Consider the following 22,673-nt stretch of genomic DNA (forward strand, 5'->3'; position numbering starts at 1 on the left):
GGTCACTCCTCGGGGGGCGCGAGTTCGACTTGCGTGAGATCACGATCGAGCATGCAGTAGTCGTGTGGCGGCTCGCCGACGACGCTGTCGATTCGGTAGGTCGTCTCGAAGTCGGCGCCGGCAGGCTCACAGAGTTCGTGGCTCGGGCATTCCTCGTGTGGGCACGGCCCTTCGAGTTCGACCTTGCTGCCGGCGTACGCGCTCTGGGCTGGGACGTTGGCCCGGATCGGGGCGGGTTCGACCTCGACAGCAGTGACACCCACGTCGTGGACGGCACAATCGAGAGTGCTGGCGTTCTCCCGCACTGACGTGACACGATAGCGTCGACCGACGTCCAGGTTGAGACACTGCTCACGGTACGGACAGCCTTCGCAAGCGGCGGATTCACCACCATAGACGAATTCGACGCCCGACTCGGCGAGACGGGTTCCCAGAAGCGTGATCTGACTCATTGCAGCGAATTACGTCGTCGCGCCGATTAAGTCTCCCGACCGGTCAGTACGTCTAGACGGTCGAGGTACGACTCGCGAGGCTGCTGGTAGAGATCTCGGTAGTCGACGTCCCCGCCCGCGAACGCTTCGGCGAGGGCGACAGCACCTGCCTCGGCCCCCGCACGATCCGCGAACTCCCGACTCGGCCCCTCGATCTCCGGCTCTAAGTACAGTTTCGCGATCCACGGTTCGTCGGGATCGGGATTTGATCGGCCCGGACGGCGATCTCGATGACCCCGAGTCACGTACAGCGTCGGGAGGCAGGGGGCCGGGAACGCTTCCGTGTCGAAGACATCCGGCCGATACACGAGGACGAGACTCGTCGGCTCCTCGTTCCAGACCACCCATCCCTCGGGTAGCGTATCGAGCGTCACAGTCGTCCATGGCCGTCCGCTCGCTTGAGTCTCCCGGTCGTGTATTCGACACCTTGCCACGGGCGAAACTGGACGGATATGGGAGAGTACTTATAAATGGCATTTCAATTCGATTCTGTGACTCGCTCGACCGGAACGAATCGAGTGTTACGAAGGTCTAACGGCCTTTTCGTATTGGGCATGCCCTGCGTCAGCCAAACGCTTAACTGATTGTAGGACCCAAACAATATACTATCGGTGGTTTCCTTCCATCGGCACTCCGTCGGCAGGAGTTCCCCACGGACGGGCTAATGGTATGTATTCTCATACCAGGTCCGGGAGAGTGACCATCGGTCGTCAGCACCGTCAGACGGGGCGACGCCTGTCGCGTGGAGAAACGTGGCAATCCCATCGTGATAGCATGAATGGCACACCAAACACCCTCGAAGAACTGAACGAGCACTACCGGGATTCGATCCCGGCCGACCTGCGACAGCGCCGGACGTTCCAGTGGTATTTAGACGAGCTACAGGAATCGCCGAAGATCGCCCGCAACGCCCACCAGCGCGTCGCGGACATGTTCGACCACTACGGGACGACCTACGACGAAGACGAGGGCGTCGTCGAGTACGACCTCGCCGCAACGGATCCTCTCGACGAGGGGGAAAACACCTTCTACGGCCGGGTGATCCACGAGGCGATCCACGAGTTCGTCAACAAGGTCAAGAGCGGCTCGCGGGGTCTCGGCCCCGAAAAGCGGATCAAGCTTCTGCTCGGTCCGGTCGGCTCCGGGAAGTCCGATTTCGACCGGCAGGTCCGGCGGTACTTCGAGGACTACACCCGGTTGGATGCGGGGCGGATGTACACCTTCCGGTGGACCAACCTCAGGGACGTCATCCCGGATCAGGACCCCGAGGACGATGTCGTCCGGTCGCCGATGAACCAGGACCCGCTGGTCCTGTTACCCCAGCAACAGCGCGACCGGGTTCTCGAGGACATGAACGAGGTTCTGGATGCGCCGTACACGATCCGCAACGAACAGTCCCTGGACCCCGCCAGCGAGTTTTACATGGATCGCCTGCTCGCGAACTACGACGACGACCTCCAGGCCGTCCTGGAGAACCACGTCGAGATCATCCGGCTGGTCGCCGACGAGAACATGCGCCAGGCGGTCGAGACGTTCGAACCAAAGGACAAGAAAAACCAGGACGAGACCGAACTCACCGGCGACGTCAACTACAGCAAGATCGCCGTCTACGGCGAGAGCGATCCCCGCGCGTTCGACTACTCCGGGGCGTTCTGTAACGCGAACCGCGGGATATTCTCCGGCGAGGAACTGCTAAAGCTTCAGCGGGAGTTCCTCTATGACTTCCTGCATGCGACCCAAGAACAGACGATCAAACCGCGCAATAACCCACGAATCGACATCGACCAGGTGATCGTCGGCCGGACGAACATGCCCGAGTACCGCGAGAAGAAGGGCGACGAGAAGATGGAGGCGTTCAACGACCGAACCAAGCGCATCGACTTCCCGTACGTCCTGGCCTACGAGGACGAGGCGATGATCTACCGGAAGATGCTGCACAATGCCGACTTGCCGGACATCCACGTCGAACCCCACACTCTGGAGATGGCCGGCCTCTTTGGCGTGCTCACCCGCATCGAGGAACCCGACGAGTCCGCCGTCTCGATCCTCCAGAAGGCAAAGGCCTACAACGGCGAGAGCGAGGAAGCCGAGGACGTCGATCTCAAGAAGCTACGTGAGGAAGCCGCCCAATCGGCTGACATCGGGGAGGGAATGGACGGCGTTTCCCCGCGGTTCATCGGCGACGAGATCGCCGAGGCGATCATGGACTCGATGCACCGCGATCGGGACTTCCTCTCGCCGCTGACGGCGTTCAACCACTTCGAGGCCAATCTCGAACACCACGGGTCGATCCCCGAGGACCGTTTCGAGACCTACTACCGCTACCTCGAGCTCACCCGCGAGGAGTACCGCGACCGGGCGATCGACGATGTCCGTCACGCCCTGGCCTACGACGTCGAGGAGATCCAGCGCCAGGGCGAGAAGTACATGGACCACGTCATGGCCTACATCGACGACGACACCGTCGAAGACGAACTCACCGGCCGGGAGGCCGAACCCGACGAACAGTTCCTCCGCAGCGTCGAGGAGCACTTAGACATCCCGGAGGACCGCAAGGACGACTTCCGCCAGGAAGTCAGCAATTGGGTCTCCCGACGGGCTCGCGAAGGAGATACGTTCAGCCCACAGGACAACGAGCGACTGCGCCGCGCCTTGGAACGGAAACTCTGGGCCGACAAGAAACACAACATCAACTTCTCCGCGCTGGTCGCCAGTTCGGAGATGGACGACGACGACCGCAACGCCTGGATCGAGGCCCTGATCGAGCAAGGCTACTCCCGGGACGGCGCTGTCGAAGTCCTCGAGTTCGCGGGCGCGGAGGTCGCCAAGACCGAACTGGAAGAATGACTCCCGAACGACGCGACGACGCCAGGATCGACCAGGAAAGCGGCGACGCCGAGAGCTACGTCACCGCCGCCGATCGTCAACTAGCCGAGACGTACGAGCCGCCGATGAGTCTCGAATCCTACGTCGAGACCATCCTCGAACGACCCCACCTGGCCGCAGGCGCGAGCACGTATCTCCTCGATGCGATCGAAGCGGCCGGGACCCGAACCGTCGTCGAGGAGGGCGAAGAACGCGAGCGCTACCGCTTCTTCGACGATCCCTACAACGACGGCGAGCACGCGATCCTGGGGAACACGGACGTGCTCAACGGGTTAGTCGAGGACCTCCGGACGATCGCCGCCCGCCGTGGCAAGGCCGAGAAGATCGTCTGGATCGCGGGACCCACCGCGACCGGCAAGTCCGAACTCAAGCGGTGTCTGATCAACGGCTTGCGAGCCTACTCCCGGACGGAAGCAGGACGGCGCTACACAGTCGAGTGGAACGCCTCGGGCGCGGGTAGTACGGCCGCCGGTCTTACCTACGGCGACGTTCCCGAGAGCGACGACGAGGACTGGCTGGAGAGCCCAGTCCAGACCCATCCACTCGCCGTGTTTCCGCGGGAGATTCGTTCCGACCTCGTCGCCGACCTCAACGACCGGATCGAGGATCACCCGGACGTGACTGTCGAGACCGACCTCGATCCCTTCTCGCGGGAGGCCTACGAGTACTTGGAAGAACAGTACCGCCGGGACGGCGTCGACGGCCTCTTTTCAGCCGTGACCGACCCGCGACACCTCCGGGTGAAGAACTACGTCGTCGACATCGGCCAGGGGATCGGCGTCCTCCACGCCGAGGACGAGGGAACGCCAAAGGAACGGCTGGTCGGGTCCTGGATGGGCGGCATGCTCCGGGAGCTGAACTCCCGGGGCCGGAAGAATCCCCAGGCCTTTTCCTACGACGGCGTCCTCAGCCAGGGCAACGGCGTGCTGACGGTCGTTGAGGACGCCGCCCAGCACGCAGATCTCCTGCGAAAGCTGCTCAACGTCCCCGACGAGCGCTCAGTGAAACTCGACCGCGGGATCGAGATGGACGTCGACACCCAGCTGTTGATCATCTCCAATCCCGATCTGGAAGCCCAACTCGACCAGCACGCCGAACGCGGCGGGTCGGACCCACTGAAAGCGCTCAAGCGCCGCCTGGACAAGAACCGCTTTGCCTACCTCACGACGCTCTCTCTGGAGGCCGAACTCCTCCACCGCGAGCTGACCGGGGAGACGGCCGTCTGGACGGCCGGCTCGTATGCCGAACTCGCCGAGCGCATCCGCGAGCCGGTGGCCATCGAGGTCCGCGAGGCCGCGGGCACGACCGAGGTCGAACTCGCGCCCCACGCGATCGAGGCCGCCGCACTGTACGACGTCGTCTCGCGGCTCTCGAGGGCGGACCTGCCCGACGCTTTGGACCTGGTGGACAAGGCACTCCTCTTCGACCAGGGGTATCTAGAGGCGGGCGACGAACGGGTCGACGCCGACGAGTTCGCCTTCGAGGAGGGGGCTAGCGACGGTGAACAGGGTATCCCCGTCACCTACACCCGGGACGTCATCGCCGACCAGCTGTACGCCGATCGCGATCGACATCACCACGAGCTAGATGTCGGGTCGGTGATCATGCCCCGGGACGTACTGGGTGCGATGGCCGAAGGACTCACCGACGCGCCCGTCTTCGGCGAGACCGAGGTCGAGACTTTCGAGGAACGCGTCAATCAGGTCCGTACGCACGTCTCGACTCGCCAGGAGGAAGACGTCCTCGCGGCGATGCTCAAGGAAAAGCGTGTCGAGCGCGAGACCGTCGCCGAGTACGTCGAACACGTCTACGCGTGGGCGACGGACGGTCGCGTCGAGAACGACCGCGGCGAGGAGGTGCCCCCGGACCCGCTGGCGATGCGGGTCTTCGAGGTCGAACACCTCGGGCGCTTCGACGAGGGCCACTACGACGGGGAGCAACCGGGTGAGGCCGTCGAGGCGTTCCGCAACGACAAGATCGTGACCGCGATCAACCGCCACGCTTGGGAGTCACGCGACGAGGGATTCGCCCTCAAGGAGTTCGACCCCGAGTCGATCCCCGTCATCGAGTCGATTCTCGGCAGTCACGACTGGGAGGCCGTCCGACGGACCTTCGAGGACTTCGACCCCCACCAGTGGGCCGATCCGCCGGCCGGCACCGAGACCGAGCGCGTCAAGGAGCGGACGATCGACGTGATGGTCGCCGATCAGGGCTACAGTCCTGCCTCGGCGGAGTTGACCAGTCAGTACGTCTTAACGGAGGTGGCCCACCGATGGGGTTGAGGGAGGACCTCGAACGCTACCGTGAGGTGGGCGAACAGCGTCGCCAAGACCTCGCCGAGTTCATCCAGTACGGCGACCTCGGAGAGAGCCGCGCCGACGAGGTGCGGATCCCGATCAAGATCGTCGACCTGCCAGAGTTCGTCTACGACCGGCGTGATCGGGGCGGTGTCGGCCAGGGCCAGAGCGAACAGCCGGATGTCGGCGATCCCGTCGGCCAGCCCGAACCCGGTGACGGCGACGAAGACGGCGACCCCGGCGAGGAAGGCGGCGAGCACGAGTACTACGAGATGGATCCCGAAGAGTTCGCCCAGGAACTCGACGAAGAACTCGGTCTCGATCTCGAACCCAAGGGCAAGAAGGTCGTCGAGGAAGTCGACGGCGAATTCACCGACGTCGCCCGGACTGGCCCCTCGAGCACGCTCGATTTCGAGACACTGTTCAAACGCGGGATCACCCGGAAGCTGGCGATGGACTTCGATGAGGACTACGTTCGCGAGGCACTGAAAGTCGAGAGCTGGGGCCCCGAGGAAGTCTTCGCGTGGGCCCGAGCCGACGGCATCCCCGTCTCGCTGGGCTGGATCGAAGGCGAATACGATGATTTACCGTCAGGCGAACGAGCCGAATGGGACTCGATCGAGACCATGGAGGCGGCCGTCGAGCGCGAACGGGCGGTCGAGCGGATCCGCCGAGAGGGGATCGACGACGTGCCCTTCCGCCGGCAGGACGAGCGCTACCGCTACCCGGAGACGATCGAGCGCAAGGAGCGAAACGTCGTCGTGGTTAACATTCGAGACGTCTCGGGGAGCATGCGCGAGAAGAAACGCGAGCTCGTCGAGCGTACGTTCACGCCCCTCGATTGGTATCTCCAGGGCAAGTACGACAACGCCGAGTTCGTTTACGTCGCCCACGACGCTGACGCCTGGGAAGTCGATCGATCGGAGTTTTTCGGCATTCGATCGGGCGGCGGGACGCGAATCTCCAGCGCCTACGAGCTAACCCAGGAGATCCTCAAGGCCGAATATCCCTACAGCGAGTGGAACCGCTACGTCCTGGCGGCCGGTGATAGCGAGAACTCCAGCAACGACACCGAGGAACGCGTCATCCCTCTGATGGAAAAGATCGACGCCAACCTCCACGCCTACGTCGAGACCCAGCCGGGCGGCGAGGCGATCAACGCGACCCACGCCGAGGAAGTGACCCGTAACTTCGCCGGCAGTGACAACGTGGCGGTAGCGTTTGTCAACGAGCCGGGTGACGTGATCGAGGCTATCTACGAAATCCTCAGCACGGAGGAGTCATGAGTACCATTGAGAACCGCACGGAAGCAAAGGAGATCGCACGCCGACTCCGGGAGCCGGTCGAGGAGGCCCGTAAACTGGCCCGTCGCCTCGGACTCGAACCCTATCCCGTCAACTACTGGGTCGTCGATTACGACGAGATGAATCGCTTGATCGCCTACGGCGGCTTCCAGCAACGGTACCCCCACTGGCGGTGGGGAATGGCCTACGACCGCCAGCAAAAGCAGGGCCAGTTCCTCGGCGGGAAAGCCTTCGAGATCGTCAACAACGACAACCCCGCCCACGCTTTCCTCCAGGAGTCGAACTCCCTGGCCGACCAGAAGGCCGTCATCACCCACGTCGAGGCTCACGCCGACTTCTTCGCCAACAACGAGTGGTTCGGCCTGTTCACCGACGGGACCGACCAGCGGGCCGGCGCCGATCGCCGCGGACCGGACGCCACGGCGATGCTCGCCCGCCACGCCGATCGAATCCGGGAGTTCATGGCCGATCCCGATATCGACCGGGAGGCCGTCGAACGCTGGATCGATCACGTCCTCTGTCTGGAGGATACCATCGACCAGCACGCCCCCTACGCGCCCGTCGAACCGGCCCACGGGGACGACGAAATCGACGGCCCCGATCCCGAGGAAGCTATCGAGGAACTCGAACTCTCCGCGGAAGTGACCGGACAGGTGTTCGGCGAGGAGTTCTTCGCTGACCACTCCGAGGCGGAGAGTGGCTTCCCGCCCGAACCCGTTGAGGACCTCATTGGCTTCCTGGCGGCCCACGGCAAGCAGTACGACGACGAGGCCGACAGGGCCGTCGAGATGACCGACTGGCAGCGGGAGATACTCGAGATACTGCGCCGGGAGGCCCACTACTTCGCTCCCCAGAAGATGACGAAGGTGATGAACGAGGGATGGGCGTGTGTGGCACCGGACACGCCTGTTTACACCGCTGACGGACTCCTCTCGATGCGGGATGTCGTCGGGAACCACGTAGACGTTTCAGACGGCGATCACGTTCGGGACGTTTACGACTCGAACGTCATTCCCGATCACGACACTGTCACGATCGAGACGCGCCGCGGGTTCGAACTGACCGGCTCGAACAACCACCGTGTCCGTCTTCCGAACGGAGAGTGGATCCGACTCGACGAGCTGTCACCCGGCGACGAAATCGCCGTCAGCGGCGGTGCTGACGTGTGGGCAGACGAGTACGAGCCGGTCACATGGGACTCCCCGGAGTACACGACACTCGAGGACATTGCTGTGGCGGCCGGGGTGTCCGTTTGGACCGTGATGCGCTATCGGCAGACCGATCGGGCGGAACGGGCTGACGCCATCGAGGACGCGCTTGCCGTGTACGACGGGTCAAACCCCGGTCTGTCCCAGCGCGATCCGATCAGGATCCCGGAGGAGGTTACGGAGGCGTTCGGACGGTTCCTCGGACTACTGATCGGCGACGGTCACGTGCCGTCAAACTCCCGCCACGTCGGATTCACGTCGGGCGAAGAGGCGCGTGCAGAGGAGTTCGCCGGACTGATCTCGGAACTGTTCGGTCACGAACCCACTGTCGAGGCGGACGGGTCGCGCTGGCGCGTGTACGCTTACTCGAAGCACCTCCGGGACCTGCTGATCGAGGAATTTGCCCTTCCGATAGGCAAAGCGGCCGCCGAAAAGACCGTCCCCGACCAGATCCGCAAGTCCCCCCGTCGGGTCGTGGCAGCGTTTCTCAATGGGTTGTTCGATGCCGACGGGTACGCGGGTGACCAGGGCGTGATCCTGTCGACGGCGAGCAAGGATACGTCGAAGACGGTCCAGCTCTTGCTCTCGAATTTCGGAATCCTGAGCCGGCGGCGCGAGCAGTCCGACGGCTGCTATCACGTCCACCTGACAGGGAAGTCGGCCGACGTCTTCGCAGACGAAATCGGATTCGGATACGAAGAGAAGGCGAGTGCACTCACGGAGTACCTCGAGGACGTTTCCTGGTTCGAATCCGAATCCTGGACCGACGAAGTCGAGACAGTCGAGGAAGGGGTCAGCGACGTATACGACATCTCGGTCCGCGAGACCCATCGTTACGCGGCAGCCGGTTTCGTCAATCACAACTCCTACTGGGAATCGATGATGATGGGCGAGGAGGCCTTCGCCGGGGACGAGGAGTTCCTGACCTACGCTGATCACCAGGCCCGTGTGCTGGGGTCCGGTGGGCTGAATCCCTACAAGCTCGGCAAGGAACTCTGGGAGTACGTCGAGAACCGGACCAACCGTCGGGAAGTCCTCGAGCGCCTGCTCCGCGTCGAGGGGATCACCTGGCGGAATCTCGAAAGCGAGGTCGATCTCACGGCCGTCCGCGAACGACTCACGCCGCCTGCCTGGCTACAGAACGTTCCCGGCTGGCTGGAGTCCATCGATCCGGGCGATCCGCGCGTGGACGCCGACGCACTGGCGAGCGCCCGCGACGGTGAGATCGCCGTCGATCGGTATCCCTGGAAAGTCCTGACCTACGAGGGCCTCGCCCAGCGACACTACTCGCTGGTGAAACCCCAGAACCGGAGCTTCCTAGCCCAGGCGAATCAATCGAAGCTCGAGTCGATCGCGCGGTATCTCTTCGACGACGCCCGCTACGACAGCGTCGAGGCGGCACTGGACGACGTCGAGTATACACGCGGGTGGGACCGGATGCGTGAGCTCCGCGAGAGTCACAACGACGTGACGTTCATCGACGCGTTTCTGACCGGAGAGTTCGTCGAGCAAAACAACTACTTCGCCTACGAGCACAGCCACAAGACCGGCGACTTCCGGGTTTCCAGTACTGATCCCGAAGACGTCAAACGGAAGCTCATGCTGAAGTTCACGAACTTCGGAAAACCCACGATCGTTGTCGAGGACGCCAACTACGACAACAGCGGCGAACTGCTGTTGGCCCACCGGTACAACGGCGTCATGCTCGACGTCGAGGAAGCGACCGACGTCCTGAAACGAGTCTTCGAACTCTGGGGCCGACCGGCCAATCTGCTGACGATCGTCAAGGAGTTCGACGATCACGACGTCGAGGTCGCGCGCCGACGCAACGAGGAGCCAGAGGCAGTCGAGGTCGGCAAACGCTTGCGGTACGACGGTGCTCACGTCACGATCAACGATGTCGAGTGGGAGACTGTCGAACACCTGGCGGCCGAAGACGTCGACTACGACACGAAACCCGACGACTGGCTATGAGGGTAGTCCCGGGCCTCAACAGTTGCTGGCGATCACTCCGTCTGAGTCGATCGCCGTCCCCTATTTTCGTGCCGTGGACCGGGCGAGCTGACTGTATCGACCACGCCAGCGAGCACGTTCGATATCACTGACACTCGGAGTATCAGACCCGATACCGTTCTCGCCAGTGATAGAACGCCCGAAATGGCCGAAATATGCCTGTAGAAGACTCCTTATACGAATATATCATGTATCGAGGTGTTGACTATCCTTCTTTAGAGTAGAGGAGTAAAGATTCTGCACTTACCAACCTAAGCACTGAGTGTACAAACATATAAATCCACCATTATCAAATATTTGTACGTTTTTTCAAATGTAGAAAGAACATCCAGCATATTAAGTACGGGGATACGGTAAGTGCCTACGAGATACAGTCATCGGCGGAAGTGCGACCACAGACACAGAACTATGATAGATTTTGACATTCAGCTCACGAGACGGCGCGTACTGGCAAGCATACTGGTAATTGGACTCGCTGCAGCGGCGGCGGGCGTCGGGACATTCGCGCTGTTCAGCGACGAAGAGACGTCGGAGAACAGCATCAGTGCAGGAACCCTTGATCTCGAAGCGGTCAGTGGGAATTTCACTGTCGATAACCTCTACCCGACACAGAGCACGGGCGATCAGTCGATCACGACGTCGTATACGGCCGACATACCGGCTGAGTTGACACTCAAGGTGGCCGCAACTGACGACTCCAACTTTGCCGAACAACTGGACGTTGAGTCCGCTGAGCTGCTCGTCAATGGTGGGACGGTTGAAAGTTTCAATGGGGACGCTACCCTGGAGGACCTGACGGGGACCTACGAGAACGTTACGACCCTGTCGGGCGGTGATTCCGTCGCGCTGAACGCGAACCTGACGCTGGGCGAAGACACGACCAATCAGTACCAGGGCGACGATGTCGACATCACGGTGACGTTCAACGCCACCCAGCAGACATAACGCGTACCGTTCTTCGCGATAGCGATCGCTCACACAATAGGTGACCGTTCGAAGCAATGAATCCAGCCGACATGAACTGGCGACGGATCGCAACACTCACAGTAGCTGCGGGGCTGGTGGTCGTCTTCGCCGCAGTGCTCGTGGCGAGTGTCCCCCAGGTCGTAGGCGCTGATCACAGTTTCGTCGTGCTATCAGACAGTATGTCGCCGACGATCAACGCCGGTTCCGTCGTCGTGGTAAGCGAAGTACAATCCGATCGCATCGAGAAAGGAGACGTGATCACGTACGTCGATTCGCGATCCGCCGACGGTACGACGCGGATCACCCACCGGGTCGTCGACATCGAGATGGTCGACGGACAACAGCAGTTCCGTACACAGGGCGACGCCAACGAGAGTCCGGATCCTCGGCCGGTTCCTTCGACCGCCGTCATCGGTGTTGTCGGGTTTCACATTCCACTGGTCGGCTATCTGATCGAGTTCGCCGGATCGACCACGGGCCTGATCACACTGATCGTCGTCCCAGCGATCCTACTTGCGGTTTCTGAAGCGTGGTCATTGTACAGCGACCACGAAGCATCAAACGGTGAGGACGGATGAACTTCCAGACGTTCCTCGGTACCGCCCTGTTTGTGGGGCTCTTACTCGCCGGAGCCGGGTTCATGGCAGGTCCGACGACAGTCGGTCTCTTCACCGACTCCGAGGCGATGCAAGGGTCGATTCAAGCGGCTGGATCCTTTGCCACGACGCCGCCGAATGCGTGTGCCTATGACGACGTCAACGGCAACGGTATCTGGAACCAGGGAGAACCTTCCTACCAAGAGAGGGAGCTATCGCGTTTCGAAGATGGCTCGGTCACACTCGTGATTACTGAAGACTGTGGATCGATCGAAAACACCGGAAACATCGAAATTGCCGCTGGGTCTATTACTTCCGAGGCCGATTTTGTGGCAAACGGATTTTTGTCTAGGATCTCGCTTACGGCGACTGACGGCACGATTGATCTACACGACCAGCAACTTTTCTCGAACTATCGAGTTTCAGTATCGGCAAGTGAACACGTCAATATGAAGAATATAGCTATCGTATCAGTAGGGAACGTGAATATAGAAGGTTCCACACTATCGGTTGAACAAGGAGCGATGGGTTCAAACTATGGAGAAATTCAGCTAACGACGACTACTGGGGACATTCACGCAACAGGGGCGTCTCTGACAGCCAGAGGAAACATTTTTCAGGATGGTGACATCCAGCTAGAATCGAACGGCGATATAGAGCTCGAAAATGCCATGCTCGACGGAAATGACGAAATTACGGCGGATCTACGTAGACCAGACAACACCCTGTTTGTGGACGAAGCGTCCGTCAGCGATTCGGACGATACATTGGTTTACACTCCCCCAAATATCACAGTCGATGGCACACTAAGTAGCGGAACTCTGAGGCAAGGCAGTACCACACTTGCCATGACAAATACGCTCGAGACGTCCGCACGGAAGTCGAATGTCACCCGCGAGGAAATATTCCCTGAAGAAACGACCGATTGGGAAGCACTCGGTGAACGACTGAACGTCTCAGTGTCACCCCCCAGATAACAGACGAGCGCTTCAGCTGAGGGGTTACGTATCTGTCACTGAACCGCCCGCTGTGCTCCCGGATCCATTGATTTCCGGCTGCTAGGCCACCTGGCAGGACGACATCCGCACGGCATTTTACGTTTTGATAAGCGCAACCATGAGTTGATATACGTCAGCACCAGAAGAGAAACTGATGGCAACCGCACAACCGGAGTGGCTTCACCTCAAGGGATCACCCTTCGAGGAGGAGCGGTTCCGGAACGTGTGGTTGCTGGCGCTTTCGACCTACGGCGTCGGCGACATCGTGACGACGATCACGATCGCGTACTTCAGCCGGGTCCACGTCGAGGCCAATCCGATCGTCAACCTCTCGATCGACCTCTTCGGCGGCGGGGGGTTTCTGGCGATGAAACTGGTCGTCCTCTATGCCTGTCTGGGAATCAGCATCTGGGCCGGGCGACTCGAGGACGACTACCTGTTGTTCTATGGGCCGCCGGTCCTGCTGGCGGTGGTCGGGACGATCATCACCGGCGTCAACCTCGGCCTACTGTTGGCCTGATCCGTCAGGTTTCGGGGGCGCGCAACTGGAAAACGGCGTCGACGATCGCCTCGTCGGTCTGAATCTCGTTACCTACATCTTCGGAGACACGCCAATCGAGGCGAACGTTCAGTTCTTCGCCGGGTTCGAGGGGCGTCTCGGGGATCTCAGAGTCGTTGACGTCCGCTAGTGTGACGTACGAAGACTCCGATCCGATCACTCTCGTTTCCGTGCCATCCGGGTAGACGAAGGCAAGTCGAACATCGATAGCCCCCGAGAGCTCTCCGTCATTCGGCGAGTCGTCGACGAAAGCCTCCGGATCCACGATACCGTTCTCCAGGTCGGTGATCGTAGTTCTGGCCAGTCGTACCTGGCCCGCTCGGTTACCGGCGTTCCGTAGTGTCATCGTCTCGGTTCCGGTATCGCCCGGAACTACGTCCTCGGCCTCGAGGAGACTCCCTTCTCCGTCTGCCGTCAGAGATATCGTCACTTCATCGTCTGGAGGGACCGCCCCACCACCGCCTCCACCACCGCCCCCGGCTTCCGATCCGTCGTCCGTCGTATCGGGTGGTGACTCGGGGGTCGTCTCTCCCGTCTCGGTGGGTGTATTTTCATCCCCCGTCCCGGCGGGCGTGCTTGGGGATGTAATGCCCGGATCCTCTGTAGTGACAGCTCCCGCGTCAACTGTCGTTGGTTGCCCAGACGGCGTCTCCTCGTCGGGTGGCGAATCGTCACCGATCAACGTGAACGTCCCGATACCAGCCCCCAAAATGATGATAAACAAGACGAGCAACAGGAGACCAAGCCGGCGTCGAGCCCTGGACTCGTCCTCGTCGTCACTCATCGTCGTCCACCGGTGGGGGAGCCGGTATCTCTCGCCCGGCGGACTGCTCCGTCACACTGCGTATCTGTTTCTTTCGAGCCGGTTTGTTGATCACGGGTTGTTTCCTCCGGGCAGGGTCGCATCCGTTCTGACTGTGTCGGGTAATCATTGGACCGCCGCCACAATAAAGCACTGTGACGAGTGGCACAATAAGAAATCGCCTGTTTCAGTCTGAACCGTGAGTGAAACGTATGGTTTTGAGAGAATAGAGGGTCGATCGGTGCCGGTGCCGTGAGCGATTCAACCGTGACGATCGGCTTCCGCGAGGGGAACACAAAAGCCATCAGAGCACTCACCATCGCGTATGGCTGTTCGCTCGTATCTTCGTGAGGTCGGCCGGGAGCGCCCGCTCACTCTGACGGCGGTCCTCTCGGTGATCGGTTACGCTCTCGTCGCGGGCGCCTTCGCCGGGGCGATACCGCTGTTCCCGTCGCTTTCGGACGCCACCGTGAACCTGTTCGGCCATTTGATCGCGCTGGTCAACACGGCCGCCCTACTGGCCATCCTGGCCGGCGGCTGGTTCATCAGACGCGGAGAGATTGCGAAACACCGCGTGGCTATGCTGTCCGCATTCGGTTTGATCCTGGTCTTTCTCGTTCTCTACCTCTGGAAAGTCGGCGGCGGCTTCGAGAAGTCGATCCTGGCGACCGGACTCCCCCAGATCGCGTACCTCCTCATGCTCGCCGTCCACATCGTCCTTTCGGTCGTCGCGGTGCCCGTCGTCCTCTACGCCGTGATCCTCGGGTTAACTCACAGTCCCGCCGAGTTGCGGGAGACCCACCACGCCCGCGTGGGGCGGATCGCCGTCGCGGCCTGGGGTGTCAGTCTCTTCCTCGGGATCGTCACCTACGTCCTGCTCAATCACGTCTACGGCTGGGAACCACGCCACGCGATCCTCCTCGTTGTAGCCGGACCCCGTCCGCTGTGGAATCAACGCTGAAAGTGCACAGAACGTCGAATGCCGTAACCATCGGACACCGACAGCGATCATCGGAACACGGTGTATGCTGCGATCGATAGCGATCCGACGGTCCAGAGCGTCAGGCTTCCGAATGCCGCGACTGGATCGATGCCACCGGAAACGACCCGTGGGGCAACCGAACCGACGGCGAGTTCGAAGACCAAGCCACGGTAGGCCGACAGCGGACTCCCAGCCAGCAATACGTCCAGTGCGTCAGCGGGGACGACGTCAGTTGCGAGCCCGGCGACGACGCCGAGGTCGAGACCGACGACCAGCGCGAGGACGGTCACGACGGCCAGGGCGAGGCCGCCGCGACTGCTCGCCGTGAACGACGAAATTCCGACGATGACGGCGAGAGCGACCAGGGCGAACACCGCAGTCAACACGACCATGCGAAGATAGACGATCGGGGAATCGGCGGTCGCGTGGGTCGCAAGCACGGAGATTCGCTCGACGCGGAACAGCAGGACGGTCCCCGTCGCGAGCACCAGCGGGACGACGACGATGACCAGCAGGGCCGCCCCACGGCCGAGAAACGTGCCGAGGACGTACGATCGGCCGGCGAGCGGGTAGCTTCGAAACACGTCGAGTTCTCCCCGTAGGCGATCATCAAGGATCGAGCGATAACCCACGGCGACGGCGACCAGCGGGACGAGTACCTCCAGCGGGGTGAGTAGATTCATCGACAGCGCCAGGTACCCACCGCCGCGACTCGCCCAGGCGAATCCCAGCACTGCAAATCCGTAGCCGAACGCGACGGCGATCAGCGCCCGACTTCGGGTGACTGAATCAAACGCCCGCTGGGCGACGACCAGTGTGTTCCGAAGATCACGTCTCATCCGCGCCCACCCCCGATCCCGCTCCGGACGCCGATCGCCGCGTCACGCTCGATCACGGCGTCGAGGACGTCGTCCAGCGAGTCCGCGCCGGTCTCGTCCCGCAGGGCGTCGGGACTCCCGGCGCCGACGAACGAGCCCGAATCGAGGATCCGAACCTCGTCGGCGATGCGATCGGTCGCCACGAGGTCGTGGGTCGCCAGGACGACGGCTGTCCCGTCGGTCGCGAGGTCGTCGATCACCGCCGCGATGTGCCGGCGCAACTGTGGATCGAGCCCGCTGGCCGGTTCGTCGAGGACGAGCAGCGGCGGCGACCCGACCGTCGCTTGCGCGAGACCGAGAAGACGGGTCATCCCGCCGGAAAGATGTTCAACCCGGCGATTTGCGACGCCATCGAGGCCGACGCGTGCGAGAATGCGGTCGACATCGACCGCTTCATCGACAAGGCGGCTGTAGAATTCGATCGTCTCCTGAACCGTGAACCGGGACCGGAACGCGGGTCGCTGTGGCAAATAGCCGACGGCGCGGTCGGCATCGCTCCGGCGCTGGACGCGCCCATCGTCGGCCGCACGTAACCCGGCCGCGACCGAGAGCAACGTCGTCTTGCCCGATCCATTCGGCCCCAGGAGACAGGTCACCGTGTCGGGGGCCGCCCGCAGCGTCACGCCGTCGAGGACAGTCACGTCGCCGAAGGACTTGCGCACGTCCCGCAGTTCGAGGACAGCCTCCCCATCCGTCCCGTCGGTGCTCATGGGGAAACACCACCGCCGTCGATCGTCGCGTTCGAAGAGGCCATGCCCGACTGTGCCGGTTTCGCTCGCGGCCGGTCGTCGATCACGTCCGCGGCCCGCAATCCCGGGACAGCCGTCTGGAACTGCCGCAACAGCGAAACGGCGGGAGACTGTGCGAGCATCGCTGCGCCGGTCGACCGGGAGACGGCGCTGTCGACGACCCCGGTCGGCCGGAAGGAGCGCTCGACCGTGCCGTCGCCGTCGCGGTCCCGGCCGGGGATCGACCCCCAGTAGTTGCCGGACCAGACACGAACCGGTCCACGTCCCGTGGTGACGTACCGGTCGTTTTCGATGACGTCGTTGTCGGATACCTCGTTCGTCGGCAGGATCGTCCCGGTCCGGAGTCCAACGTCGTTCCCGCGGACAACGTTGTGCTCGTATGTCGAGCGCTGGGAGCCAAGATCCATGCCGTAGTGATTCCCGATCACGACGTTCCCCAGAACCGTGGAGGAACTCCCCGAGACAGAGATCCCGACGCCGCTGTCGCTGACCCGATTGTCGACGATCACGTTCGATCGTGGGCGGGTCATAACGACGAGCCCGATGTTCGTCCCCCTGACTGTGTTGTCCGCTATCAGTGTCCCGGACGTGAACATCTCGTGGACGCCAAAGCGCATCCCCCTCATCCGGTTGTTCCGGACGACGAGCCCGTCGGCGTCGTGGGTGTAGACAGCGTCCCGACCGCCGACGAACGTGGTGTTCTGGACCACCATCCGCGAGTTCATCGCCAGCACGCTCATGAACCCGTCCTGCCAGGTGTCTGTCCCGTCGATTTCGGCGTCCCGGAGAACAGTCCCGTCGCTTGCCCGGACGATCGCACCGCTGGCCGGCGTCTCGACGGTGACGTCTGCGAGCAACGAGCGGTTCGCCCCGTCGAGGACCACCGCCGCGTCGCCGTAGCCGTAGACGGTGCGGACCGTCTCGTCCCAGCTGCCGTTCGCGACCGAACCGTTCGTCGGTTTGCCAGTATTGTTCGTGCCGACGCCCGCGATCGACAGGTTCGACAGTGCCGTCCGCTCGGCGCGAAGATTCAGGACAGTTCCGGCCCCGTCGCCGAGGAGTCGCGTCCGATCGCCAGCGCCACGGATCGTCACCGACTTCTCGATCGTCAGGTTCGCGTTGTAAGTCCCGGGCGGGAGCTTGATCGTCGAGTTCGCGGCGGCCGTCCGGACGGCCGCCGCGAGCGTCGAAACGTCCTCGCCGACGGTCACGGAGACCGGACGTTCGAGCAAGCCTTCGCGCTCCCGGACCGTTCGGTCCGCCCACGCTCGTCGATCGTCGATCTGCCGTCGAACGGGTTCGCCCCTGAGTTCTCCCTCGTGGCTGTCCAGTTCGTTCCAGCGGCGGATCGCTCCCCCGTAGCGGTCCGCAAACGCTACGGCGGTCGCCCGGTCGTCGAAGGGAACGATCGCCGGTCCGCCCGGCGTTCGCGCGGCGCTGTCGACCACGAAGAACGCATCGCCGGCTTCGACCCAATCGACCGCGGGATCCGAGGTGACGACGAGCAGGCCGTCGTCGGTCAGCTCGACGCCCGCGTCGGCGAAGTCCGTGACGTAGATCGCGAGCGGGTGCCCGAACTGTCGAGTCGTCGTGTCACGGTCGAGCGCACCGAGCGCCGTCTCGATCCCGTAGTAGCCAATGACGTACTGGTACTGCGAGTAAAACACCTGTGCCCGCGGGATCTCGTACCCACCGGCATCGGCCTGCCGGACATCGACGCCGGTCATTCCCGTCGTCAGCGTCTCCGAGAAAGCGACTGGGTGTGCTGTCGCGCTGTCGGCCGGTGTGGCGACGAACGCGAGCGACGCGATTGTCAGCCCCAGGGCCAGGCCAGCGAGGACGACGCTCACGCGCATGTCAGGTCCCGCTCAACTCGGCGATCATCGAACGTGTCACTTCGCCGAAAGCGGCGAGTTCGCCGCCGTAGTCGTCCCGGAACATCCGCGCGTCGGCCTCGTCGCCGAACCCGATCAGATCCCGCCCCATCGCGCCTTCGACCGACGACGCGACGACAAATGTCACGTCCGAGGCGAGGACGAACGCCGACGCCTCGGGGTGTGTCGAGATGAGGGGCCGGCCGCCATCGGTGAGGACCTCGTAGTCGACGGCCGAATAATCGGTCACGTAGAAGGCTGATCGGGTCCAGCCGCGATCGCGTCGCTCGAAATCGTATTGGAACGCTTCCCACGTGCTGTCGAACCGTGCCGGGTTCTCGTGGTCCGAAGGGTCTTTGTTCCGATAGAACACCTCCGCGCTCGGTCCCGGGTGGTGGGGAATGATCATCCTGCAGACGTCACAGGCGTCGCTGTCGGTCAGTGTCACGGGATCCGGCGTCTCCGTACCGAGGCAACCGGCGAGTCCGAGGAGCGCGCCCGTTCCGACAGCGCCGAGCAGTCGACGTCGCGTCGTCGATGCCTCACTCTCCGGGTGACCGTCCAGACACTGGCCGACGTCAGACCCCTCGTGTCTGCGCAAACAGCCGTTAGTCCGGATCCAGTCGCCGTTCATTGATAGTTACGTCCACCTCTAGCGTCAAAGAGCCAGTGATTTGCATCGTCATGGACACGATAAAATTCACGCATAGAACAAGACTGTTCTGAGCCGTTCGGTATATTCCGGCCAACGAAGCCGCAAATTTCGCCCAGTCCCCCGGCAATAACATGCAAAAAATTCGCAATAGCGAACCGTTTAGTGTGCGCGAAGCGGACAACGAATCGTGCATCGACGCGAGTATCTGGGAGCGCTCGGAACCGGGGTGGTCACCGCCACTGCGGGATGCGTCGGCGGGGATTCGGACACGTACCTCAGGGAACCCGATACCGGATACGAACCAGCCGATGTCCGGTTTCCCGGCCACGGCCAGCGACTCCCCGACGTGACGGTCTCGGACCCGCTCGCCGGCGAGACGGTCGAGACGACCGGCGGCGAGGGGGATTCGCTGGTGACGTTCTTCTATTCGCACTGCCAGACGGTCTGTCCACGACTGATCTCGGCGCTCCGTAACGTCCAGATGCGGGCTATCGATGAGGGGCACATCGACGCGACCCGGTTTCTGGCGGTTACGTTCGATCCCGAACGTGACGACGCCGAGCGACTGGAGAGTTACGCGGACCGGATGGACGTTTCATTGACTGAGGGATGGCGGTTCCTCCGCCCGGACACGCCCGAAGATGCCAAGCGAGTCGTCCAGGGGGAGTTCGGGGTGAGCTTCGATCGGACCCACCCCGAAGACATGGACATGTACATGTTCAACCACTTCGCGCTCATCCTACTGGTCAACGCGGACGATTACGTCGAGCGAGCCTATACGGGATCGACGCCGCGATGGCAGGACGTCTACGCCGATCTCGAAACGCTCCGCGAGCGGGAGGGCTGAGGATGCGACGGCGCGAACTTCTGGCCGGACTCGGCGCGGCGGCAGTCGTCGGTGCCGGTGGGTACGTCTCGCTGTCGTCCGTCGGTGGCGACGTCGCCCCCGTCGAAGTCGACCTCTTCGACACAGCAGGGAGCCCAGGGGGCGAGATGACAGTCCCCGTGCCCGGAAAGACGACCGTCGTCGACCTGTTCGCGACGACCTGCCCGCCCTGCAAACCGGCGCTTGACACCCTGGACACTGTCGAGTCCGACGTCAAGGATGTCCAGTTCGTCTCCGTCACGGGAGAATATCTCGGCGACGCGTCCGATCGGACGCGAGGAGACGTAATCGAGTGGTGGCGAACCCACGGCGGTCGCTGGCCGGTCGGCCACGACGCCGAGAACGTGCTGTCGAGGCGGTTCGACGCCACCGGACTCCCGTTCACGGCCGTCGTCGACGCCGCAGGGTCGGTCGTCTGGTCACACGCGGGCGTGCCGAACGCCGACCGCCTGAGTCGAGCCATCGACGACGCAGACGCATGACCGATCTCGGAGTGGCGGCGGCGGTCTCCTTCGCGTTCGCCACCGGGGTGGCGACCTTTTTCGCGCCCTGTGCCTATCCCCTCCTGCCCGGATACGTCGGCTATTACATCCGGGCGAACGACGGGACGAACGCGACCCTCCCGGGCGCACTCGTTCGCGGCGTCGCCGCGAGCCTCGGCATCCTCGTTGCGTTCGCCGTCCTCGCGGCACTGACCGTTACTGTCGGCCGATCGCTGACCGAGTGGTTGCCCTCCCTGGAAGTGATCGTGGGCGCGGTACTCGTCGGTCTGGGACTGCTTACGTTGTCCGATCGATCGATCGGATGGCACGCCCGCCTGCCGGAACGACGGACCTCGATCCCGGCGTTCGTGGCGTTCGGAGTCCTGTACGCCGTCGCGGCGACCGGCTGTATCGCGCCGGTATTCCTCGGGATCGTCTCCCAGGCGCTCACCTTCCCACTATACGGGACCCTCGCCGTCCTCGGCGGGTACGCCGCCGGAATGGTGTTGCTCATGATCGGGGCGACGGTCGCTATCGCTGTCGGCGTCGACGTCGGTCGGGAGCGACTGCCGGCGCTGTCCGGACGTCTCACTCAGATTGCCGGGGTCGTCCTGATCCTGGCCGGCCTCGCCCAGATCTGGCTGGCGCTGTTCGTCTATACCTGAGTGGATCTGGCGCTACCGGACTCGCGTCGACCCCGTCGAGTCCGCGAACAACCCCCGACGGTTTTACGGTTGTGACTGATACGTGAGCGCATGACGGATCCGGTCGACGAAGGGGCCGATGCTGAAGGGGCCGGATCGCCGGACGATACGGCGGAGACGGCAGGCATCCAGCGGTGTGATTACTGTCGGTTGCCGATCCCTCATGATCCGACGATCCTAGAGCGTGACGACCAGACCTATCGGTTCTGCTCGCGGGCGTGTCGCAGGGCCGTCGAGAACAGCGATCGCGTCTTCACGCAGTTCCAGGAGGCACGGCGGTTCGACCCCGGCGTAGAGGCACTTCAGACCGCTCTGCCCGAGGGGATGCCGCGCAACGCATTCGTCATGCTGAGCGACCTGGCAGGGACCCGAACCGAGTCTGTCCAGGCGGAACTCGTCTGGCGGGCGCTCCAGCGTGGTGAACCCGCCGTCGTCGTTGCCTTCCTTGAACCGCCAGTGTCGATCATCCAGTCGTTCATGTCTTTGGAGTGGAACGTCATCCCGTATCTCGAACGCGATCAGCTACATATCGTCGACGGATTCACCTATCGGGTCGACGACCCCGATCGGATGCACGACCGCATGGGTGAGTGGAATCGGCACCTCCAGTCGGTCGCCAGCGACGCGACGACAACAGTCCGGGACGGGACCGAGATCCACGAACTGGAGAACCAACTGGACAACGCTCTGGAACGACTCGAGATGAACGAGCGCGGGATCGTCGTCATCGACTCGCTGACGGAACTGGGCTCGCTCGTCCAGCCGATCCGGGCGTACAACTTCGTCAAAGACGTTCGCGCGGATGTCTGTAAAGGCCGATTCGTCCCCGTCTTCGCCGGCGCGACTATGGCCGGCGACGGCGGCGGATTCCCGCACGACTTAGGGTACATGACGGACGGTATCGTCGAGATGCGTCTCAACGAGGAGATCGTCGAGGACGCACTCATCAAGCAGATCCGCGTCCGGAAGATGTCCGGGGTCCTCACTTATCCCGAGTGGAGCGCGTACGAATACACCAGTGGGACGGGCATCGTCCTCTTCGATCCACAGGAAGAGATGGCTGATAGCTCCCAGCAGAACCTCGACTCCTTCGACACCGACGAAGGGATTACTTCAACCGATGATGAGGAATCCCCAATCGATCGAGCACCCCTAGAACAAGCCGAGGCAAGCGAACTATCAACAGAACGCGACAGTGATAGCTGAGTCTACTGGGCACTCGGCGGTACCCTGTCGATTCGAGATATCTTTCACGGCGCCGGCAAACGTTTAAAACAGACAGAGATAGTGTCAAACCGGTCTCTTCAATCGGCGGTACGGTGGTCGTTCTGACGGGGTCTCGG

20 protein-coding genes are annotated in these 22,673 nt (G+C 62.6%); 13 read left to right on the forward strand and 7 right to left on the reverse strand.

The window, feature by feature from the left end; genetic code table 11:
- Positions 1-2: 2 nt before the first annotated feature.
- Positions 3-452: a UPF0179 family protein gene (locus tag BN2694_RS03225; protein WP_135662560.1), complete on the reverse strand. Its 450-nt coding sequence runs from the start codon at positions 450-452 to the stop codon at positions 3-5.
- 26 nt (positions 453-478) lie between these two features.
- Positions 479-865, reverse strand: a complete 387-nt coding sequence (locus BN2694_RS03230; protein ID WP_135662562.1) for a DUF5820 family protein — start codon at positions 863-865, stop codon at positions 479-481.
- A gap of 400 nt (positions 866-1,265) precedes the next feature.
- Between BN2694_RS03230 and BN2694_RS03235 the strand changes: the two genes are divergently transcribed.
- From BN2694_RS03235 to BN2694_RS03270, 8 genes are all read left to right on the forward strand, one after another.
- Positions 1,266-3,338 carry a PrkA family serine protein kinase gene (locus tag BN2694_RS03235; RefSeq protein ID WP_135662564.1) on the forward strand — a complete coding sequence of 691 codons (2,073 nt, stop codon included), beginning with the start codon at positions 1,266-1,268 and terminating at the stop codon, positions 3,336-3,338.
- A complete protein-coding gene (locus tag BN2694_RS03240; protein ID WP_135662566.1) occupies positions 3,335-5,659 on the forward strand; it encodes a PrkA family serine protein kinase in 2,325 nt (774 codons plus the stop codon). The genes BN2694_RS03235 and BN2694_RS03240 overlap by 4 nt, the downstream gene beginning before the upstream one ends.
- Complete coding sequence (locus BN2694_RS03245) at positions 5,650-6,960, forward strand: YeaH/YhbH family protein (protein ID WP_135662568.1); 1,311 nt, start codon at positions 5,650-5,652, stop codon at positions 6,958-6,960. Before BN2694_RS03240 ends, BN2694_RS03245 begins: the two co-directional genes overlap by 10 nt.
- Positions 6,957-10,160 carry a SpoVR family protein gene (locus tag BN2694_RS03250; RefSeq protein WP_135662570.1) on the forward strand — a complete coding sequence of 1,068 codons (3,204 nt, stop codon included), beginning with the start codon at positions 6,957-6,959 and terminating at the stop codon, positions 10,158-10,160. Before BN2694_RS03245 ends, BN2694_RS03250 begins: the two co-directional genes overlap by 4 nt.
- A gap of 447 nt (positions 10,161-10,607) precedes the next feature.
- The gene (locus BN2694_RS03255; RefSeq protein ID WP_135662572.1) at positions 10,608-11,144 is read left to right on the forward strand and encodes a TasA family protein; all 537 of its coding nucleotides are present in this window, start codon (positions 10,608-10,610) and stop codon (positions 11,142-11,144) included.
- Between the two features lie 56 nt (positions 11,145-11,200).
- Positions 11,201-11,743, forward strand: coding sequence for a signal peptidase I (locus BN2694_RS03260; protein ID WP_135662574.1), 543 nt, complete (start codon positions 11,201-11,203; stop codon positions 11,741-11,743).
- Complete coding sequence (locus tag BN2694_RS03265; RefSeq protein WP_135662576.1) at positions 11,740-12,738, forward strand: hypothetical protein; 999 nt, start codon at positions 11,740-11,742, stop codon at positions 12,736-12,738. Before BN2694_RS03260 ends, BN2694_RS03265 begins: the two co-directional genes overlap by 4 nt.
- 175 nt (positions 12,739-12,913) lie before the next feature.
- Complete coding sequence (locus tag BN2694_RS03270; RefSeq protein ID WP_135662579.1) at positions 12,914-13,279, forward strand: hypothetical protein; 366 nt, start codon at positions 12,914-12,916, stop codon at positions 13,277-13,279.
- A 4-nt stretch (positions 13,280-13,283) separates the two neighbouring features.
- On the opposite strand, the gene BN2694_RS03275 is transcribed toward BN2694_RS03270, so the two are convergent.
- Complete coding sequence (locus BN2694_RS03275; protein ID WP_135662581.1) at positions 13,284-14,102, reverse strand: hypothetical protein; 819 nt, start codon at positions 14,100-14,102, stop codon at positions 13,284-13,286.
- Positions 14,103-14,445: 343 nt separating this feature from the next.
- Here BN2694_RS03275 and BN2694_RS03280 point away from each other — a divergent pair, with 343 nt between their 5' ends.
- Positions 14,446-15,081 carry a DUF420 domain-containing protein gene (locus tag BN2694_RS03280; RefSeq protein ID WP_135662583.1) on the forward strand — a complete coding sequence of 212 codons (636 nt, stop codon included), beginning with the start codon at positions 14,446-14,448 and terminating at the stop codon, positions 15,079-15,081.
- Between the two features lie 47 nt (positions 15,082-15,128).
- Here the strand turns inward: BN2694_RS03280 and BN2694_RS03285 are convergent, their stop codons facing one another.
- The 4 genes from BN2694_RS03285 to BN2694_RS03300 are packed head-to-tail and all read right to left on the reverse strand — an operon-like array spanning position 15,129 to position 19,237.
- Complete coding sequence (locus BN2694_RS03285) at positions 15,129-15,941, reverse strand: ABC transporter permease subunit (RefSeq protein WP_135662585.1); 813 nt, start codon at positions 15,939-15,941, stop codon at positions 15,129-15,131.
- A complete protein-coding gene (locus BN2694_RS03290) occupies positions 15,938-16,690 on the reverse strand; it encodes an ABC transporter ATP-binding protein (RefSeq protein ID WP_135662587.1) in 753 nt (250 codons plus the stop codon). Before BN2694_RS03290 ends, BN2694_RS03285 begins: the two co-directional genes overlap by 4 nt.
- A complete protein-coding gene (locus BN2694_RS03295; RefSeq protein WP_135662589.1) occupies positions 16,687-18,585 on the reverse strand; it encodes a NosD domain-containing protein in 1,899 nt (632 codons plus the stop codon). The genes BN2694_RS03290 and BN2694_RS03295 overlap by 4 nt, the downstream gene beginning before the upstream one ends.
- Position 18,586: 1 nt before the next feature.
- Entirely contained in the window at positions 18,587-19,237 is a 651-nt protein-coding gene (locus BN2694_RS03300; protein WP_135662591.1) for a nitrous oxide reductase accessory protein NosL, read from the reverse strand.
- A gap of 208 nt (positions 19,238-19,445) precedes the next feature.
- On the opposite strand from BN2694_RS03300, the gene BN2694_RS03305 reads away from it, so the two are divergent.
- The 4 genes from BN2694_RS03305 to BN2694_RS03320 all read left to right on the forward strand — a co-directional run bounded on the left by BN2694_RS03305 (position 19,446) and on the right by BN2694_RS03320 (position 22,536).
- Positions 19,446-20,105 carry an SCO family protein gene (locus tag BN2694_RS03305; protein WP_135662593.1) on the forward strand — a complete coding sequence of 220 codons (660 nt, stop codon included), beginning with the start codon at positions 19,446-19,448 and terminating at the stop codon, positions 20,103-20,105.
- A 2-nt stretch (positions 20,106-20,107) separates the two neighbouring features.
- On the forward strand, positions 20,108-20,626 hold the full coding sequence (locus BN2694_RS03310) for a TlpA family protein disulfide reductase (protein WP_135662595.1): 519 nt from the start codon (positions 20,108-20,110) through the stop codon (positions 20,624-20,626).
- Entirely contained in the window at positions 20,623-21,291 is a 669-nt protein-coding gene (locus BN2694_RS03315; RefSeq protein WP_135662597.1) for a cytochrome c biogenesis CcdA family protein, read from the forward strand. Before BN2694_RS03310 ends, BN2694_RS03315 begins: the two co-directional genes overlap by 4 nt.
- Before the next feature lie 90 nt (positions 21,292-21,381).
- Positions 21,382-22,536 carry an ATPase domain-containing protein gene (locus BN2694_RS03320; RefSeq protein ID WP_135662599.1) on the forward strand — a complete coding sequence of 385 codons (1,155 nt, stop codon included), beginning with the start codon at positions 21,382-21,384 and terminating at the stop codon, positions 22,534-22,536.
- The last annotated feature ends 137 nt before the right edge of the window (positions 22,537-22,673 follow it).

Origin of the sequence: Halorhabdus rudnickae (genome assembly GCF_900880625.1) — an archaeon.
Taxonomy (GTDB): Archaea; Halobacteriota; Halobacteria; order Halobacteriales; family Haloarculaceae; genus Halorhabdus; species Halorhabdus rudnickae.